Origin of the sequence: Acetobacter sp. P1H12_c (assembly GCF_018811975.1) — a bacterium.
Lineage (GTDB): Bacteria > Pseudomonadota > Alphaproteobacteria > Acetobacterales > Acetobacteraceae > Acetobacter > Acetobacter persici.
In genome coordinates, this window is sequence record NZ_JACRVR010000003.1 from 94,319 (window position 1) to 111,390 (window position 17,072).

The 17,072-nt window shown below is 57.6% G+C and carries 16 protein-coding genes and 1 tRNA gene; 5 read left to right on the top strand and 12 right to left on the bottom strand.

What is annotated here, in order from left to right:
* From gshB to KP699_RS03975, 4 genes are all read right to left on the bottom strand, one after another.
* Complete coding sequence (gene gshB / locus KP699_RS03960; RefSeq protein WP_215761699.1) at positions 1-1,002, bottom strand: glutathione synthase; 1,002 nt, start codon at positions 1,000-1,002, stop codon at positions 1-3.
* Between the two features lie 112 nt (positions 1,003-1,114).
* Positions 1,115-2,599, bottom strand: a complete 1,485-nt coding sequence (locus KP699_RS03965; RefSeq protein WP_215761700.1) for a glycosyltransferase family 39 protein — start codon at positions 2,597-2,599, stop codon at positions 1,115-1,117.
* A gap of 8 nt (positions 2,600-2,607) precedes the next feature.
* Positions 2,608-3,726, bottom strand: a complete 1,119-nt coding sequence (locus tag KP699_RS03970; protein ID WP_215761750.1) for a glycosyltransferase family 2 protein — start codon at positions 3,724-3,726, stop codon at positions 2,608-2,610.
* On the bottom strand, positions 3,726-4,268 hold the full coding sequence (locus KP699_RS03975; RefSeq protein WP_051551761.1) for an Lrp/AsnC family transcriptional regulator: 543 nt from the start codon (positions 4,266-4,268) through the stop codon (positions 3,726-3,728). Before KP699_RS03975 ends, KP699_RS03970 begins: the two co-directional genes overlap by 1 nt.
* 124 nt (positions 4,269-4,392) lie before the next feature.
* On the opposite strand from KP699_RS03975, the gene trxB reads away from it, so the two are divergent.
* Entirely contained in the window at positions 4,393-5,346 is a 954-nt protein-coding gene (gene trxB, locus KP699_RS03980; RefSeq protein WP_215761701.1) for a thioredoxin-disulfide reductase, read from the top strand.
* A 101-nt stretch (positions 5,347-5,447) separates the two neighbouring features.
* Positions 5,448-6,329 (top strand): LysR family transcriptional regulator, encoded by an 882-nt coding sequence (locus KP699_RS03985; protein WP_025825902.1) that lies wholly within the window; start codon positions 5,448-5,450, stop codon positions 6,327-6,329.
* Positions 6,330-6,445: 116 nt separating this feature from the next.
* Here the strand turns inward: KP699_RS03985 and KP699_RS03990 are convergent, their stop codons facing one another.
* On the bottom strand, positions 6,446-7,885 hold the full coding sequence (locus KP699_RS03990) for a mannose-1-phosphate guanylyltransferase/mannose-6-phosphate isomerase (protein WP_215761702.1): 1,440 nt from the start codon (positions 7,883-7,885) through the stop codon (positions 6,446-6,448).
* Positions 7,886-8,285: 400 nt separating this feature from the next.
* Here KP699_RS03990 and KP699_RS03995 point away from each other — a divergent pair, with 400 nt between their 5' ends.
* Both KP699_RS03995 and KP699_RS04000 read left to right on the top strand, forming a co-directional pair.
* Positions 8,286-8,747 carry a MucR family transcriptional regulator gene (locus KP699_RS03995; protein ID WP_025825900.1) on the top strand — a complete coding sequence of 154 codons (462 nt, stop codon included), beginning with the start codon at positions 8,286-8,288 and terminating at the stop codon, positions 8,745-8,747.
* Positions 8,748-8,955: 208 nt separating this feature from the next.
* Positions 8,956-9,246 carry an integration host factor subunit beta gene (locus KP699_RS04000; RefSeq protein ID WP_215761703.1) on the top strand — a complete coding sequence of 97 codons (291 nt, stop codon included), beginning with the start codon at positions 8,956-8,958 and terminating at the stop codon, positions 9,244-9,246.
* Positions 9,247-9,296: 50 nt separating this feature from the next.
* Here KP699_RS04000 and KP699_RS04005 read toward each other — a convergent pair whose 3' ends face one another.
* Together KP699_RS04005 and murJ are read right to left on the bottom strand one after the other, a co-directional pair.
* Positions 9,297-10,565 carry a UdgX family uracil-DNA binding protein gene (locus KP699_RS04005; RefSeq protein WP_215761704.1) on the bottom strand — a complete coding sequence of 423 codons (1,269 nt, stop codon included), beginning with the start codon at positions 10,563-10,565 and terminating at the stop codon, positions 9,297-9,299.
* A gap of 19 nt (positions 10,566-10,584) precedes the next feature.
* On the bottom strand, positions 10,585-12,135 hold the full coding sequence (gene murJ, locus KP699_RS04010) for a murein biosynthesis integral membrane protein MurJ (RefSeq protein ID WP_215761705.1): 1,551 nt from the start codon (positions 12,133-12,135) through the stop codon (positions 10,585-10,587).
* A 181-nt stretch (positions 12,136-12,316) separates the two neighbouring features.
* Between murJ and KP699_RS04015 the strand changes: the two genes are divergently transcribed.
* A complete protein-coding gene (locus KP699_RS04015) occupies positions 12,317-13,438 on the top strand; it encodes an AI-2E family transporter (protein WP_086656093.1) in 1,122 nt (373 codons plus the stop codon).
* A 76-nt stretch (positions 13,439-13,514) separates the two neighbouring features.
* Here the strand turns inward: KP699_RS04015 and KP699_RS04020 are convergent.
* The 5 genes from KP699_RS04020 to plsX form a co-directional block, all read right to left on the bottom strand.
* Positions 13,515-13,588, bottom strand: a tRNA-Pro gene (locus KP699_RS04020).
* A 64-nt stretch (positions 13,589-13,652) separates the two neighbouring features.
* The gene (locus KP699_RS16365; RefSeq protein WP_374196879.1) at positions 13,653-14,483 is read right to left on the bottom strand and encodes a MerR family transcriptional regulator; all 831 of its coding nucleotides are present in this window, start codon (positions 14,481-14,483) and stop codon (positions 13,653-13,655) included.
* Between the two features lie 19 nt (positions 14,484-14,502).
* The gene (locus tag KP699_RS04030; RefSeq protein ID WP_255030612.1) at positions 14,503-14,859 is read right to left on the bottom strand and encodes an integration host factor subunit alpha; all 357 of its coding nucleotides are present in this window, start codon (positions 14,857-14,859) and stop codon (positions 14,503-14,505) included.
* 50 nt (positions 14,860-14,909) lie between these two features.
* The gene (locus KP699_RS04035) at positions 14,910-15,875 is read right to left on the bottom strand and encodes a beta-ketoacyl-ACP synthase III (RefSeq protein ID WP_077931847.1); all 966 of its coding nucleotides are present in this window, start codon (positions 15,873-15,875) and stop codon (positions 14,910-14,912) included.
* Positions 15,876-15,945: 70 nt separating this feature from the next.
* A complete protein-coding gene (gene plsX / locus KP699_RS04040) occupies positions 15,946-17,052 on the bottom strand; it encodes a phosphate acyltransferase PlsX (protein WP_077931421.1) in 1,107 nt (368 codons plus the stop codon).
* Positions 17,053-17,072: the final 20 nt, after the last annotated feature.

Below are 17,072 nucleotides of genomic sequence, written 5' to 3' on the forward strand. Positions count from 1 at the left end.
TCAGTCAGCCTTTCCTTTCAGTTTGGCTTCAATGCACTCCCAGATCAGTCCGGCGCCGTTAATACCGTCAAACCGTTCCAGTTCCTGAAGCCCCGTCGGTGAGGTAACGTTGATTTCCGTCAGATACTCACCGATCACGTCAATCCCGACGAAAATCAGCCCATGTTCTTTCAGGAACGGCCCGATTGCAGCGCAGATTTCTTTATCTCGCGCAGTCAGGTCAACTTTACGGGCAACACCGCCAACATGCATGTTAGACCGGTGATCCTCACCAGACGGAACCCGGTTAATGGCTCCGATCGGTGCTCCATCCACCAGAATAATCCGCTTATCTCCGGCTTTGACCGCAGGTTCGTAACGCTGGATCATCAGCGGCTCACGGGAGCGGGCAAAATGCATTTCCAGCAGTGCGTTCAGATTCTGATCATCTTCACGAATACGGAAAATCCCGCTCCCGCCATTCCCGAATAGCGGCTTGACAATAATATCGCGCCACTTCCGGCGGAATGCGCGGATTTCCTCCACGTCCCATGTCACCAGTGTTGGCGGCATCAGGCCCGGAAAGTGGGTCACCAGCAGTTTTTCCGGGGAATCCCGCACCCAGCGGGGGTCATTCACTACCAGCGCCTTATCGGGGCCAATACCGTGCACATGGTCCAGCAGATGCGTGGCCGTAATATACGCCATGTCAAACGGCGGGTCCTGACGCATCAGTACCACATCCATTTCCCCCAGTGACCGACGGACGACCGGCCCAAAGCTGGCATGATTGCCGCGCTCACGCCGCACTGTCACTGGGCGGACGGCTGCACTCACCTGTGCTCTCGCCACTCCTCCGGGCTCTGTCACCCCTTCCCCCAGCGCCATGGAGCCGACTTCATACACAAACAGCGCATGCCCACGGGCCTGCGCTTCCAGCATCATGGCGAATGTGGAATCACCATCAATATTGATGTGTTCCAGAGGGTCCATCTGGACGGCCACATTCAGTGGAGAAGACATACGCCCCCGCTTTCCTTTTTTGTCACTCTTGTCACATCGTAATCCCGTTCCGCGCCCCTGTCCAAGCAGACACGGCATTCCTCCGGGCAGAATGGCTTTTTCCCGTCTTTTTTCAGGGCAGCGTCACGGCATCACGAGCATAACCTTTGGCATCACACCGCATCTGCACATGAAAAACCGAGTATGTATCAGCCACAACTCCGTGCCGCTGCCGGACCAGAGACGGCTCCTCATCCAGCACGATAAAGTGAGTCGCATCCGGCTGATCATGCCGCCTGTGGCTGCGAATCAGATACCCCTCTCCACACGCAGCACGCGGCAGATCAAACAGCATCCAGCGCGGCTCAACCGCCATCACCGGACGACCCGGAGGTACGTAAAATGACAACTCAGCCGCCAGACCATATTCGTCGGCAATCAGCAGAGAGGATGGGGGCGTGTGATCAGCGACCGTTCTGGCAAAGTCCTGCCAGCCGCCCATCTGCCGCAAGGTCATGTCAAAATGCGGGGAGAGTGTAACAGGCGAGAAAATAGCCTGCATGACAACCACTAACACCAGCGCCATCCCCAGCAGGCTGGATGCCACGGCACCCCGCCAGACAGGCAGCACTGCCGCTACAGCCAGAACGGGATAGAGCACAACGGGCCAGTTTGCCTGCACACGCGCCCCAAATGCGTGCTGCACGAAGACAAGAGCCGGAATGGCGATCATCAGGAGCAGAAGACGGGAGAAGCTGTCTTTTTGCCGCCACAGCAGCCAGACGCCCCCCAGAAAGAACAGGAACACGCCCGGAGAGGCCAGCCCCACCTGCCCGCCCAGCAACTCACCAAAATAAGTAAGCATTTTGGTCGGATGCCAGTCACTGGTGCGTCCTCCCTGTTTGAGAAAGCTCACCCACCCATGCGCGGCATTCCACCCGATAACCGGCGCGGCACACAACAGAGCCACGCCCCCGCCAGCCCAGGGCCAGACGGTTTTCAGCCACGCACGCCCGGCACCGGTCAGAAGAAACCAGACAAGCACGCCACCAACCGGCAGCACGGCGGTATATTTACTTTCAAAACCAAGGCCAGCGGCCAGCCCGGCCAGTAACCAGCCAGTGCCCTGCCCGGCCAGACAGACGCGCCCAAGACTCCAGACCAGCAAAGCCATAAAAAACAGGAGTGGTGTATCCGGCGTCATGATCAGGGTGCCGACACCAAGAGCAACCGTGCCATTCAGCAGCAGGCCGGTTCGCACCATACCGGCATCCGGTGTGAGGGCCGCCTCTTCTCCCCCCATCCGGGCACGGGCCTTTAGCCAGTCACGGGCAGTCAGAGCGAGAAAAATCGTCCCGGCCAGTGCTGAGACAGGCCCCATAGCCCGCACACCCAGAGCGGTATCCCCAAATAACGCCAGTCCGGCCCGGATCCAGAACGCCACCAGAGGCGGGTGATCAAGATACCCAGCGGCCGGTGCCAGCGCCCAGATCCGGTAGTATGCTTCATCCGGGGTCAGCGGTACCCATGCCGCCATGATCAGGCGGCAGAGCGTCAAAACGCCTAACGCGATGCCCCATCTCCATATTCCGGCCCGTATCCCGGTAATGCGTGGCATACGTGGGATCACGGCCGCCAGATGATGGTGGAGGACATCGCGTAATTCCAGACCACCGCAATCAGAGCACCGGCAACACTTGCCTCGTTAAAGGCACGGCTCTGATGATACACCATGTCTGCCACGCCAACATTGGCCAGCGCCCCCACGGAGCAGACAACCATAAAGAGCAGCAGCCCCCACACGCAGCGCACACCCCGCAGGCGTCTGTCCCGGTAGGTGAAATTATTATCAAGCTGGAAATTCACGATCATCGCCACGACCGTGCCGATCCCCTGCGCCAGAGGAAAGTCCGCCCCCAGCGCGCGGGCACACTGCATAACCAGCAGGTTGGTCCCGATCCCAACCACCCCGACGAGCGCAAAGGCCACAAACCGCAAAGGCAGCCAGCCACGACACAGCTTGTCCAGCAGCAGCGCGACAAATTGCAGCATGACCAGCGCGTCCAGCTTGCTTTCACCTGCAACACGCGCCCGGAAACCGCAGGCGATTTCCTGCACCTGCAAAGGTTGTGGAGAGGACAGCAACAGATCAACCAGAATTTTAAAGCCGGTGCCCGACAGATGCGGGGCAATCCGGGCAAACAGATCCTGCCGCAGGGCGAAGAACCCGCTCATCGGGTCTCCCAGCCGCACGGGCAGCAGCATCTGCGCGAGTTTAATCCCACCGTCAGACAAGGTATGCCGCCAGGCGTTGGCCAGACCGGAATTATCGCCGCCCTCGACATGGCGGCTGCCCACGGCAATATCGCAGTCTCCGCTTTGCACGGCATCTATCAGCACGCCAAGGCGGCTTTCATCATGCTGCATGTCACCATCCATCACGGCGACAATCTGCGCGGAGGAGGACAAAGCCCCCTCAATCACCGCAGAAGACAGGCCCCGGCGGCCAATGCGGCACAGGCCCCGCACGCGGGAGTCTGTCCGCGCTAAGGCGTGAACAGCAGCCGTGGTACCGTCAGGCGAGTTGTCATCCACAAAAATGACTTCCCACCGGCGGCCATCCAGCGCGCGTTCCAGCGCGGCCACAAGCGGACCGACGTTACCGACCTCATTATAGCACGGCACAATGATGCTGATGTTTGGGCCGGCCCGCACGTCAGGCGCTTTCTCCGCAGCAGCCGCTATCACGCGGCACCGCCCTCACCCGGAAAAATCGGAACACCGGTCCGGTCCAGACTTGTGCGGATGGTTTGCAGCGTCTGCACACGAATAACGTGCGGGCCTTCTGTCAGACGGCGGGTGAGCGAGTTTTCATGCGCGGCATCCCGGGCAATCAGGCGCACCAGAAAGTCTCCGCCTCCACGAATCATGTGACATTCCCGCACCTCCGGCCAGCGGGACAGTTCGTCCTCAAAAGCGGACAACACTGTCTCTTTCTGGCTATCAAGGCCAATCAGCGCAAAGAAGGTAATCGGCCACCCCAGCGCCCCGGCATCCGGGTCCGCATGGTAGCCACGGATCACCCCCAGCTCTTCCAGCCGCCGCACACGCCGCAGGCAGGGCGGGGCTGAAATTCCGACACGGCGGGCCAGCTCGACGTTGGTCATGCGCCCGTCTTCCTGAAGCTCCGCCACAATACGAAGGTCAACAGCGTCCAGTTCCGTCACCTTGCCTGATCCATTTCTCGCCGCAGCCTTTTTCCAGATACTCTGGGGCGTATATGCCATGCACACGCACAGGCCGCAAACGGGTTCCGCTCTTGCTCTCCCTGCACACACCCGCCATATCGCAAGGCATGTAAAGTGCGTTCTGGCGCACCATGACTCTCAGCATGCAAAGGTCAGCCCTCCCATGACAGAAACCATCACTACCGATCTGCTTGTTATTGGCGCAGGCCCCGCAGGCTACACCGCCGCCATTTATGCCGCACGCGCCAACCTTGCTCCTGTTCTGGTGGCCGGGCTTCAGCCGGGCGGGCAGTTGACCATTACTACAGACGTGGAAAATTATCCGGGCTTTGCCGAGGCTGTGCAGGGCCCCTGGCTGATGGACCAGATGGCGCAGCAGGCCCAGAATGTCGGCACACGGATTGAATATGACATCATTACCTCCGTCGATTTCAAATCCGGCTCCCCGTTCCGCCTGAAAGGCGATTCCGGCACCGAGTATGTTGCAAAGGCCGTTATCATCGCCACAGGTGCGCAGGCCCGCTGGCTTGGCCTGCCGAGCGAGAAAACCTTGCAGGGTGCTGGTGTTTCCGCCTGCGCCACCTGCGATGGCTTCTTTTACCGCGGCAAAAACGTGGTGGTGGTGGGCGGTGGCAATACCGCTGTGGAAGAGGCGCTATATCTGACCCACCACGCAGCACACGTCACGCTGGTGCACCGGCGGGACACACTCCGCGCGGAAAAAATCCTGCAGGACCGTTTTTTCAAAAACCCGAAAACCTCCATCCTGTGGAACACAACCGTGGAAGACATTCTGGCCAGCGGCACACCACCGACTGTCAGCGCCATTCGTGTTAAAAATACACAGGACGGAACAACGCAGGACGTGCCCGCGGACGGAATTTTCATCGCGATCGGCCACTCCCCCACCACCGATATCTTTAAGGGACAAGTCGTTCTGGATGCGGAAGGGTATATTGAGACTACCCCCGGCACCACCCGCACCTCCATCCCCGGTGTTTTTGCCGCGGGCGATGTGCAGGATAAAATTTACCGCCAGGCCGTCACCGCCGCCGGGACCGGCTGCATGGCCGCTCTGGATGCGGAACGGTATCTGGCTGAACTGGGAGCCGAATAACAGGTCATCCCTTGACCAGTCCGGGCAATTACTGCACGTAATGAAATTCGAAGCATGATAATTATGCTCTTATAACTTCATTCAATTTGCAGGAGGCGTGCGTGGACTGGGACAAACTCCGGGTATTCCATGCTGTGGCGGAAGCCGGTTCCTTTACCCACGCGGGAGATGTGCTTAACCTAAGCCAGTCTGCTGTTTCACGGCAGATTTCCGCGCTGGAGGACGTCCTTCAGGTTCCTCTTTTTCATCGCCACGCCCGAGGACTGATCCTCACTGAACAGGGCGAGACGCTGCACAAGACGGTGCGTGAGGTCTTTTCAAAACTTGAAATGACCCAGACGCTTTTAACCGAAAGTAAGGAAAAAGCCGCAGGACGTCTGCGGGTTACGACAACCACAGGCTTTGGCAACTGCTGGCTTATGCCACGGCTGCACAAGTTTATGGCTGCCAATCCAGACATTGATATCTGCCTTATTATGGAAGACAGCGATCTTGATCTGGGCATGAGAGAAGCTGACGTGGCCGTGCGGATGCACGCCCCCCGCCAGCCTGACCTCATTCAGCGGCATCTGGCAGATTTCCACCTGCCGATTTTTGCTGCGCCGCTCTATATCGAAAAATACGGTATGCCGAGAAGCATTGATGAAATCTCTGCGCATCAGCTCGTGTTATTCGGAGAGCATCACCCTCCGGTTGCCCATATCAACTGGCTAGCTGAAAGCGTAAAACACACTCCCACAAAGCAGAATGCCCGTCTGGAAGTGAACAGTATGGCAGCGATGGCGTCCGCTATTGCCGCTGGGCTTGGCATCGGGTCCATCCCGACATATGCCGCTGCGCAGTTCCCTGATCTTATTCAGATTCTGCCGGACATCACGACCCCGACCGTGGATGCCTATTTTGTCTATCCGGAAGAGCTGCGCAGTTCCAAACGCGTTGCCGTGTTCCGGGATTTCCTGATGAGCGAACTCGGTATTCGCTAAAATCAGGCTCCTTAGACTCGGTTGCCTGCCTGTCCGAAAAAACGAGTCGGGCGGATAACATAAAAAAAGCTCCCTTTTTCGGGAGCTTTTTTTATGTCTTTATTCTTATTTATTTATCAATTTCTATTATAACTGTCTTCCAGCCTTATAATGTCGTCTTCCCCTAAATAAGCACCTGACTGAACCTCAATAAGCGTCAGTGGAATTTTGCCGGGGTTTTCCAGCCGATGCACACAGCCCTGCGGCAGGTAGACACTCTCATCCTCCCGCACCAGAATTTCCTCATCGCCTTTTGTGACCAGTGCCACGCCACCCACAACAACCCAGTGTTCCGCCCGGTGAAAATGCTTCTGCAAAGACAGCTTCCCGCCCGGATTGACCACAATCCGCTTCACCTGAAACCGCTCGTTCCGGATCAGCCCTTCATAAAACCCCCATGGGCGATAATTCTTCTGGTGCTCAGACGCTTCGCCCCGACCATCCGTCTTCAGGCGATCGACAAGTTTTTTAACGTCCTGCGCGCGGTCTTTATGCGTGACCAGCACCGCGTCCGCAGTCACCACGACCACAACATCATCCACACCTGTCACAGCCGTCAGCGGGCCTTCGGAGCGGATGTAACAGCCATGCGCATCCTCTGTCAGAACATCTCCCAGCAGCACGTTGCCATCTGGTGTTTTGGGGCTGATATCCCACAACGCATCCCAGCTCCCAACATCCGACCAGCCCAGATCAGCCGGGATGACAGCGGAAACCTGGGTTTTTTCAGCAATGGCATAGTCAATGGAAATATCCGGAGCCTGAGCAAAAGCCGCCTTATCCAGCCGGATAAAATCGAGATCCGTTTTCCGCTTCTCAAACGCCGCAGTCACACGCTCCACAACCTGCGGAGCATAGCGGCGCATTTCATCAAGCAGCACATCAGCCCGGAAGACAAACATGCCCGAATTCCAGAAATAATTGCCGTCTTTCAAAAACTCTTCCGCAACCGCCTGGGCGGGTTTTTCACGGAAAGATTTGATGGCAAAAACCCCGTCCACGCCGGGGAGCGGGGCACCTTTTTCAATATAACCATATCCGGTCTCAGGCCGGGTGGGCGCCATCCCAAACGTCACGACACGGCCAGCCTCCGCGGCCTGCACAGCTTTTGTCATGGCCTGTGTGAGGGCTTCAGACTTCTTGATATCCGCATCCGCAGCCATCATCCACAACACAGCATCCGGATGCGTCTGCGTGACAAGGAGAGCCGCTGCGGTAATAGCCGGTGCGGAGTTGCGGCCAACCGGCTCCAGCATAATGCTGGCGTCCTCTACCAGAACTTCCCGCAACTGCTCTGCAATAAGGAAACGATGTTCTTCATTACAAACAATCACGGGCGGCGCGAAACCGGCGGCCTGACCCCGTAAAACTGTTTCCTGAAGCATGCTGCGCTCACTCACCAGCGACCAGAGCTGTTTAGGAAAGCTGGCCCGTGACATTGGCCACAACCTGCTTCCCGTTCCGCCAGACAGCACAACAGGCACAATCAGTTTACTGCCAGCGCGACAAGAGGCCATTTCCAACAGTCCTTATTTCCGGGATCTTACAAATATTAAAGGGTTCTCGCAGCCAATCCACGTCTATTGAAAAGACTGCCTGCACGCAGCAAGAGCGTTTTGGTAGTAGGCTGAACCGTAAAGTCAATTATGCCATTTGCAAATACCTGAGCCTTGAAAACAAACGCCAGCTATTACCCGACCCATGCCTGAAGACAAGCCAAAGCAGACAAATCAATCATAAAACAGATTACCAAATATTTATTTTACTTGCATACATCCCCATTCTTCACTCTCTTCAAGGACTGTTTTTCATTCTATATTCAATTTTATTCAATCACATTGTTATATTCTCTATTCACAAACAAGAATTGGAATAGTATGGGTGAGTCATTCAGCCCCACAAATAAGCGGAATTGTTATGACAGAGAACCAGAGCTATCCCAATATTCTTGATCTGGCGGCAGAAATCGTTTCTGCGCATGTTTCCAACAACCAGACCGATCCGGCCCTGCTGCCCGCCCTGATCCGCGATGTGTATCAGGCTCTGAAAACGGCTGACCAGCCGCAGAATGAACCGGAAAAGCTTCAGCCTGCCGTGCCGGTCAAACGCTCTGTTTTCCCGGATTACATTGTCTGTCTGGAAGACGGCAAGAAACTGAAAATGCTCAAGCGCCACCTGCAGAGCGCCTATGGCATTACGCCGGAGCAGTATCGTGAGCGCTGGGGCCTGCCGGCTGACTACCCCATGGTTGCTCCGAACTATGCGGAACGTCGCTCCACTCTGGCCCGTGAAATTGGTCTGGGCCGCAAAATTCATGCAACACCGGAAGGTGAAGAAGGGGCCACACGCGGCCGCCGCAGCAAAAAAGCGACAGCCTGATCTTTAAAGTCTGACAGTATTCCTCTGGTTCGTACTGTCAGACTATTTATGTATTGACGGATCATACCGGCTTAGTGAATTTTGGAGTGCGCACCAGCTTTAGGGCCGGTTGCGCACTTTTTTAATATGGCGTCCTTTTTTGTTACGCAGATCCGCTGGAGCCCTGTTCGTCCGGCAGGCTGACTGTCCAGAATGTGGAAGGTGGACCATGACTAAGTCCGAGCTTATTGCTGCTCTTATGCAGAAACATCTGCATCTTCAGCTCAAAGACATCAACCTGATCGTCAATACTGTCTTCGATTCTATTTCTACGAGTCTGGCAGACAATAATCGGGTGGAATTACGCGGCTTTGGGGCATTTTCCATTAAAGAGCGCGACCCGCGTATTGGCCGTAACCCGAAAACAGGTGAGCAAGTTCAGGTTTCTAAAAAATACATCCCGTTCTTTAAAACGGGGAAAGACCTGCACGCCCGTATCAATAAAGCGCGCAAAGCCTGAACTGAACACTCTAGACTGACCTTACTTCTTACCATAAGCACCCTGAGCTCTCAGGGCAGGCTATCCATAAATGTTTTGACGCGCCTCAGATCTTCTACAAAACGCGCATATTCCCGCTCTTTATCCGCCTCACTGGGCAGACGCAGCAAATAGGACGGATGGACGGTCACCAGCCCCTGACTGCCGTCACTCAACGGGAAAATACGAGACCGCTCACGAGAAATCGTCACCGGTCGATGCAGCAGGCTTTGCGCTGCGGTAACACCCATCATGACAATCAAGGCTGGCCTGACCAGCCGTCGCTCCGCATCCAGCCACATCTGGCAGGCCTGCACGTTGTCCTGCTCCGGCTTCTGGTGCAGCCGCCGGCCATTACGCCATGTAAAACGAAAATGCTTGACCGCATTGGTAACGTAAACCGTGCTCCGGCTTAACCCGGCCTCCTCCAGCGCGCGCTCCAGCACCTGTCCGGCAGGCCCCACAAACGGTCGCCCCGCCAGATCCTCCTGATCCCCCGGCTGCTCGCCCACCAGCATTACACGCGCTGAGGAGGCTCCCTCTCCAAAAACAGTGCGGGAGGCCGGACGCCAGAGCGCACAGGCGCGACAGTCCATCGCTTCCGCTCCCAGACTCTCCAGTGACGCTGTCTGTTCAACCTCTGCCCTGTCCGGGGCCAGAACCGTACGGGGCCAGTCCTGCCACAGACCGTGACCGGCCTGCTGCCATCCGCCCGGCGGTTCAGAAGTCGTGTCGGCAGCAGATGCACCGAACCAGAGCGTCTTACCGTCCCACTTCATGCTGCGATACGGGGTGCGGATCTCCCACGGGCGGGCGTACCGCGCCATGCAATACGCGGCGTTCCCTTCCACTACATACGCAGCAGGCGTCGTCTCCCAGAGGGGCCGGGCGGGGTCTGCAAATATCTGCGCAAATTCAAGCCGGAAACGCTCGGTTTCCGCTTTAACAGCCTCCACAAGCTGCACAACACGGCGCACGTCCGGATCATCCAAAGCGGTTGCCAGATCCAGACTTTCCTGCGCGACGCGAAACACCAGACGATAAAGTAAGTCGAACCTCTCAGCCTGTGCGGACTGAAGCCCCAGAAGAATCCATTCTACCAGCCTACGCGGCAGGTGCAGAACAGCCTGAGAGCCGGCCTGTGTGGACGCAGAGACCTGAAAAACCTGCGGCAGGTCTTCAGAAGACTGGGCAACACGCCAGGACAGAGCCTCCGGCGGCACACCGGCCAGAGCATAGTGCCGCGCCGCCTGCCGCCATGTTTGCAGATCAACCTGATGCGCCAGAACAATCTCTGTCATAGTTCTTTCGTCCCGTCTTTCAGCTCCGGCGTTTTTGCAGACGGCGCTGCACACGCGCCAGAATGTCCGCGCCATTCATGATGCCCGACAGATGCAGGAACACACCGTACAGAACAGCCCCCAGCCCCACCATGCCACTCAGCCAGAGAACGCGCAGAATCAGCCCGGCAGGAAACACCAGAACAGCCTGGACCCCGACCAGCACGAGCCCCATAAGACCCGCCGCACAGGCCGTCTTGACCATTCTGATCTGCTCCATTCCGGAAACCCGCAACGCCTCACGCCGCATGAGCAGAAGTGCCAGACACGCCACATTGACACACGCCGCCAGACTACTGGCCAGCGGTGGCCCCATATGGGCCAGAGGCTTCATGAAAAGCAGATTGAGAAGAAAATTCAGCACCAGAATACCAATGCCGACATACACCGGCGTACGGGTATCACCCCGTGCAAAGAACGCGGGAGAAAAGACTTTCACCAGCACAAACGCCGGAAGGCCGATCGCATAGGCCCGCAAAGCCTGCGCGGACAGAAGCGCATCACGCTCGGTAAAAGACCCATGACCAAACAGGACAATCATGATCGGCCCCGCCAGCACCAGTAATCCGGCCACCGCAGGCAGCGTGAGAAGCAGAACGTAACTCATGGCCCGGTTCTGGGCGGAATGTGCGGCATCATGCTCACCGGCGGCCAGATGGCGCGTCAGCACCGGCAGCAGGGTTGTCCCAGCCGCGGCACCCAGCACACCCAGAGGCAACTGGTTGATCCGGTCCGCAAAATACATCAGCGAAACACTGCCCGAAGGAAGGAGCGTGCCGATGATTGTATCTACGGTGAGGTTGATCTGCCCAACCCCGCTCCCCACCAGTCCCGGCACCATGCGGCGCACAAGCAGACGGATGCGGGGCGTCAGCGCGGGACGAAGGGGCATCAGCCCGAAATTTGCACGATGCGCTGCCCACAGCAGCAGCCCAAGCTGCACCACGCCAGAGACCGTCACCCCCCATGCTGCGGCATAAGCCACATTCGGCAAAAAGGACGAGGCCAACAGGATGGCGGCAATCCCAACCACGTTAAAGGCCAGATACGCAGCCGCGGCGATGCCAAAGCGATGCAGCCCGTTGAGCACACCGGCAACCAGAGCCGCCGCGCAGATCAGCACCAGATACGGAAAGGTAATCCGGCTGAGGCTGACGGCCAGCGCATACCGCTCACCCGCCTGCGAAAAGCCGGGGGCAATCAGCCGCAAGACCTGCGGCATGAAAATCTCCCCCAGCACACACAGAAAGAGCAGCCAGACCAGCATGACGCCCAGAGCGCGACGCGCAAATGTCCGGGCTTCATCCTCCCCTTCCTTTGTCAGGACGGACGAAAACAGCGGGACGAAGGCGGCATTGAAGGCCCCCTCGCCAAACAGCCGCCGAAACATATTCGGCAACCGGAACGCCACCTGATAGGCGTCTTGCAACGCGCCCGCACCCATAAAGGCTGCCAGAAGCTGATCCCGCACCAGACCAAGGATACGGCTGAGCATGGTCCAGCCGCCAACAGTAAGAAAATTTTTGAGCATGACAGATTGCTTATACTGGCAGCGCTCCCTCCAGAGATAGGGGGATAAGACTGCAATCCTTAAAATAAAACGGCCCTGTGCAGCACCCGTGCCGCTCTATATTTTGCTCGACCGAAAGCGTGCGAACGCGCAAACTTGTCAGAAATGATATGTTTACTGGGTAAGAGGAGAAACGCCCCATATGCCAGACACGACAAGCCAGCCCACAGTCTCCGGGCACCCACGCTGTATTCTGGTCAAGCCGAGCCAACGCTCCAGGAAGGGACAGGAAACAGCGCGGAACGTTCTGGCAATTTTCATCTTCGCTGTTGCTCTCTACACCATCCACGGGTTTTTGCCCGCGCTGGTCTGGGGGGGCGTGTTCGCCATCGCAACATGGCCGCTTTACACGCGCGCTCAGGCCGCGTGGCCTAAAGCCGCCAATGGCTCGGCCCTGCCGTTTCTCTTTACCGCAGCCATGGCCCTTATTTTTGTCATCCCGCTCATGCTCATCACGCTGGAAGCCGTGGGAGAAGCCCAGAGCGCCCTGAGCTGGCTGGAAGACGCCCGGAAAAACGGTGTGCCGGTGCCCGATGCACTTAGCCGCCTGCCCTTCGGCAGCCAGACGCTTATCAACTGGTGGCAGGCGCACCTGTCCAACCCGGAAGATGTCTCAAGCCTGACGGGCGCGTTGGACAGCAAAGGGATGGCTATTACCAAAGCCCTCGGTTCCCAGATTGCGCACAGAGGCACGCTTTTCTGCTTTTCAATCGTGACCCTGTTTTTTCTTTATAAAGACGGCACCTCTGTCATCCGCCAGTGCCGCATTGCGTCCCGCCGTGCTTTTGGAAAGCGCGGTGAAACAATTGCCCGCCAGATTGTCGCCTCTGTTCACGGGACTGTGCTGGGGCTGGTGCTGGTTGGTATCGGGGAAGGTGTGCTGATGGGGATTGTCTACACTCTTGCTGGTGCGCCCCACCCTGCCCTGTTTGGTGTCATTACAGCGGTCGCCGCCATGATCCCCTTCTGCGCCATGATTGCCGTCAGCCTTGTTTCTCTGCTGATCCTTGCAAAAGCGGCCTCTCTGGCTGGCATTGTGACGTTTTGTATTGGCGCAGTGGTCATTTTCGTCGCCGACCATTTTATCCGCCCGGTGCTTATTGGTGGCAGCACGCAGCTCCCCTTCCTGTGGGTGCTGCTGGGTATTCTGGGAGGTGCGGAAACATGGGGTCTGCTGGGCCTGTTTGTCGGGCCTGCGGCAATGGCGGCACTCAATCTGCTCTGGCGCCGCTGGACGTCTGGCAATAACGCCATAAAAGCCTGAACAGCAAAAAGGGTGTTCATGTTCTGAACACCCGTCAAACTGCTCTGAAATTTTCAGAAGACCAACTGGACAAATATCGGGCAGGCGGGATTCGAACCCACGACCCCCAGTCCCCCAGACTGATGCGCTACCAGACTGCGCTACTGCCCGTCCATTTGGTGAAAGGGTGTTTAGCAGGCCCCTTCACGCCGCACAAGCCACCTTGCGGATTTTTTCACGCCGTAATGCGGGTCCGAAACGCTTCCAGTTCAACAAGAATGTCCGCAAGATCATTTCTCAGGCGTACATTCCGCATTTCCAGCCGACGAACAACTTCGGCAGACGCGGTTTCAGGTGCAGGTGCAGGTGCAGGTGCAGGTGCAGGTGCAGGTGCAGCCTCAACAGCATTATCCTGCGGGGAAGCAACCTCATCCGGCTGACCCAGCACAATTTGCGTTTCCTGCTGAGGATCGGCGGAGTGATGAAGCTGACCGATGGCATCTTCTACGCCGCCTCCATCAGCATCAGCATCAGCATCAGCATCAGCATCAGCATCAGCATCAGCATCAGCATCAGCATCAGCATCAGCATGCTGCTCTTCTAAAACGTCCGCAGAAGCAAAATTTTCAACGACGTGCGTATTTTCTGCTGGCTCTGCCGCAGACGATACCCCCTCCTGCGCACCCTCGGATGTCGGCGCTGCCGGTTCGTGAGGGAGCACGTCAGCGACGGTCTCCGTCACAACAGGATTTTGCGGTGCGGCGTCAGTTTCTACCGTCCCTTCACGCAACAGGCGCTGCACACCTTTTACCGTGTAGCCCTTAGCATAAAGAAGATCGGAAATATGGCGCAGGAGGTCCACGTCCGCCGGGCGGTAATAGCGCCGGCCACCACCGCGCTTCAGCGGGCGAACCTGCTCAAACCGTGTTTCCCAGAATCGCAGAACATGTTGCGGCACATGGAGTTCATCAGCGACTTCGCTAATGGTGCGGAACGCGAGCGGACCTTTTTCCATGCGGGTCTGCACACCATTTTCATCATCCGGCAGGCCGGAAGAGTCGATCATGGAGGGAAGCTGGTCGGTGTCACTCATCGTCATATGCCTCGCCACCCTCAAGCGGCTCGTGGTTAATAGCCGCACGCAGCAACTGACTCGGGCGGAAAACCAGAACTGAACGCGGAAGAATCGGCACTTCCTCACCCGTTTTTGGATTACGTCCGCAGCGCTGGCCTTTTTGCCTTACGGAAAAAGTACCAAAACCGCTGATCTTGACGCTTTCGCCGCGCTCCAGCGCAAGCATGACCGTTTCCAGAATATCTTCCAGCAGGACAGCCGATTCCTTACGGGACAGCCCAACCTGCTGATAGATCTGTTCGACCAGAGAGGCACGCGTGACAGTTTCCATACTGACGAAAGTAACACGTTGGACGACCTCGTCAATTCTCTCGTGAGGTCGCCCACCGTCCTGCCGTCAGAATTCTGAAAATACCGTCAGAGACGGGCGAGCGCTGAACCCCAGGTCAGGCCGCCACCCAGCGCTTCCATCAGCACCAGATCACCCTTCTGGATACGGCCATCGCGCACGGCTTCATCCAGAGCCAGCGGGATAGAGGCTGCTGAAGTATTGGCGTGACGGTCAACCGTGATCACCACCTGCTCGGCAGGCAGGCTCAGTTTTTTCGCCACACCTTCAATAATGCGGATGTTGGCCTGATGCGGCACCAGCCAGTTGACGTCTGAATAATCCAGACCTTCGGCTTTCAGAGCTTCATCAACTGAGGAAGAAAGCTTGGCAACGGCATGGCGGAACACATCACGCCCGCTCATTTTCAGGTAACCGCTTTTATCCCGGCGCCCTACTGCACCATCAACATACAGCAGGTCCCCCGCTGTGCCGTCGGAATGCAGGTGGGTGGAGAGCAGTCCCTTATCGCCCGGCGCATCGGAGCCAGAGAGCACAACGGCCCCGGCTCCATCCCCGAACAGCACGCAGGTGCCACGGTCGGACCAGTCCACAATACGGGAATAGACCTCACTGCCGATCACCAGAATATTCCGTGCCTGTCCGGCGCGGATAAACGCATCGGCAGTGGAAAGACCATACACAAACCCGGAGCAGGCTGCGGCCAGATCGAATCCAAAGCCCTGCGTCATCCCCAGTTCGGCCTGAATCCGCACGGCCGTCGCCGGGAAAGCCTGATCGGGCGTGGATGTCGCGACAATGACGGCATCAATATCGTCAGCACTCAGACCAGCGTAATCCAGTGCCCGGCGCGCTGCGGCGGCCCCCATGCTGGTCGCCGTATCGTGCTCACCCGCAATATGGCGCTGGGTGATGCCGGTACGGGTTTTTATCCATTCATCGGAGGTTTCAAGCCGGACTGCCAGTTCATCGTTAGACACGACCCGATCCGGCAGGAACCCGCCAAACCCTACCAGAAGCGAACGTCTCGCCATTACCGTTCTTTCATTGCCAGACACCGGCACTCAGGACTGCCTGACATTCAGGCCCTGAACCCGTATCTGATCAGGAAGCCGTCGTCTCAGGCTCACGCTCAAGCGAGGCCTGCTGACGGGAAAGAAGCGCCCCCATATGGGTCAGGCGCTCACGAATACCATCATTAAATCCATGCGTGACCATATCCATGGCCACATCCACAGCCGCGGCAAATCCCTCGGCGTCTGTTCCGCCATGAGATTTCACCACAACGCCGTTCAGGCCGACAAAAACCGCACCGTTATAGCGGCGCGGGTCAAGCCATTCCTTCATGCGCTCAAGGCCGGGCCGGACAAGCAGATAGCCAATTTTGGAAATAATACCGCGATTGAAAACCTGCCGCAGCAGGGAGGACGCCATTTTCAGCGCACCTTCCCCGGTCTTGAGAGCCACATTCCCGGTGAAACCGTCTGTCACCACCACGTCGGTCGTGCCCGCCGTAATGTCGTGACCTTCAATAAAACCGTGGAACTGGGCCGCAAGCGGGCTTTCACGCAGCGCCTCGGACGCAACACGCAGCTTCTCATCACCTTTCAGCTCTTCCGAGCCGATGTTGAGAAGCCCGATGCTAGGTGCGGGCAGGCCGAGCACAGCCTTGGCAAAGGCCTCGCCCATCACGGCAAATTCAACCAGATTGCGCCAGTCGCACGCCACGTTGGCCCCAAGGTCCAGCATGACCACATCACCCTTGATTGTCGGGCTGATGGCAGCCATGGCGGGCCGGGAAATGCCGGGCATGGTCTTAACGACGATTTTTGCCAGAGCCAGCATGGCGCCGCTGTTACCGGCAGAAACCACGCCTCTGGCGCGGCCACTTGCAACAGCATCCATCCCCAGACGCATGGAGGACCGACGCACCCGCAGGGCGGCGGTAGGCTTCATGTCCATAGGGATGGCGGCATCCGTATGCCAGATGGTGCAGATTGCTTCCGCTTTGGGATATTTCGCCAGAAGCGGACGCAGACGGGCTTCATCGCCCGTCAGGAGCACGCGCATCCCGGGATGGCGATCAGCTGCAATGGCAAGCCCGGCAACGACCACGTCGGGAGCTCCGTCCCCCCCCATTCCATCAACAGCAAGGCTGAAAACCTCACTCTGTTCAGCGGGGGAATTCTCGGAAATCTCTCTATCGCTCATGCCTGCTTCTCTGCCATGCC

Coding starts and splice junctions, on each gene's coding strand:
- KP699_RS04035 (WP_077931847.1), bottom strand. CDS start 15,875: ATGGCGAGACGTTCGCTTCTGGTAGGGTTTGGCGGGTTCCTGCCGGAT.
- KP699_RS16365 (WP_374196879.1), bottom strand. CDS start 14,483: ATGATCGACTCTTCCGGCCTGCCGGATGATGAAAATGGTGTGCAGACC.
- plsX (WP_077931421.1), bottom strand. CDS start 17,052: ATGAGCGATAGAGAGATTTCCGAGAATTCCCCCGCTGAACAGAGTGAG.
- KP699_RS04000 (WP_215761703.1), top strand. CDS start 8,956: ATGACTAAGTCCGAGCTTATTGCTGCTCTTATGCAGAAACATCTGCAT.
- KP699_RS04015 (WP_086656093.1), top strand. CDS start 12,317: ATGCCAGACACGACAAGCCAGCCCACAGTCTCCGGGCACCCACGCTGT.
- KP699_RS03995 (WP_025825900.1), top strand. CDS start 8,286: ATGACAGAGAACCAGAGCTATCCCAATATTCTTGATCTGGCGGCAGAA.
- KP699_RS03975 (WP_051551761.1), bottom strand. CDS start 4,268: ATGGCATATACGCCCCAGAGTATCTGGAAAAAGGCTGCGGCGAGAAAT.
- KP699_RS03965 (WP_215761700.1), bottom strand. CDS start 2,599: ATGCCACGCATTACCGGGATACGGGCCGGAATATGGAGATGGGGCATC.
- trxB (WP_215761701.1), top strand. CDS start 4,393: ATGACAGAAACCATCACTACCGATCTGCTTGTTATTGGCGCAGGCCCC.
- KP699_RS03990 (WP_215761702.1), bottom strand. CDS start 7,885: ATGGCCTCTTGTCGCGCTGGCAGTAAACTGATTGTGCCTGTTGTGCTG.
- KP699_RS04005 (WP_215761704.1), bottom strand. CDS start 10,565: ATGACAGAGATTGTTCTGGCGCATCAGGTTGATCTGCAAACATGGCGG.
- murJ (WP_215761705.1), bottom strand. CDS start 12,135: ATGCTCAAAAATTTTCTTACTGTTGGCGGCTGGACCATGCTCAGCCGT.
- gshB (WP_215761699.1), bottom strand. CDS start 1,002: ATGTCTTCTCCACTGAATGTGGCCGTCCAGATGGACCCTCTGGAACAC.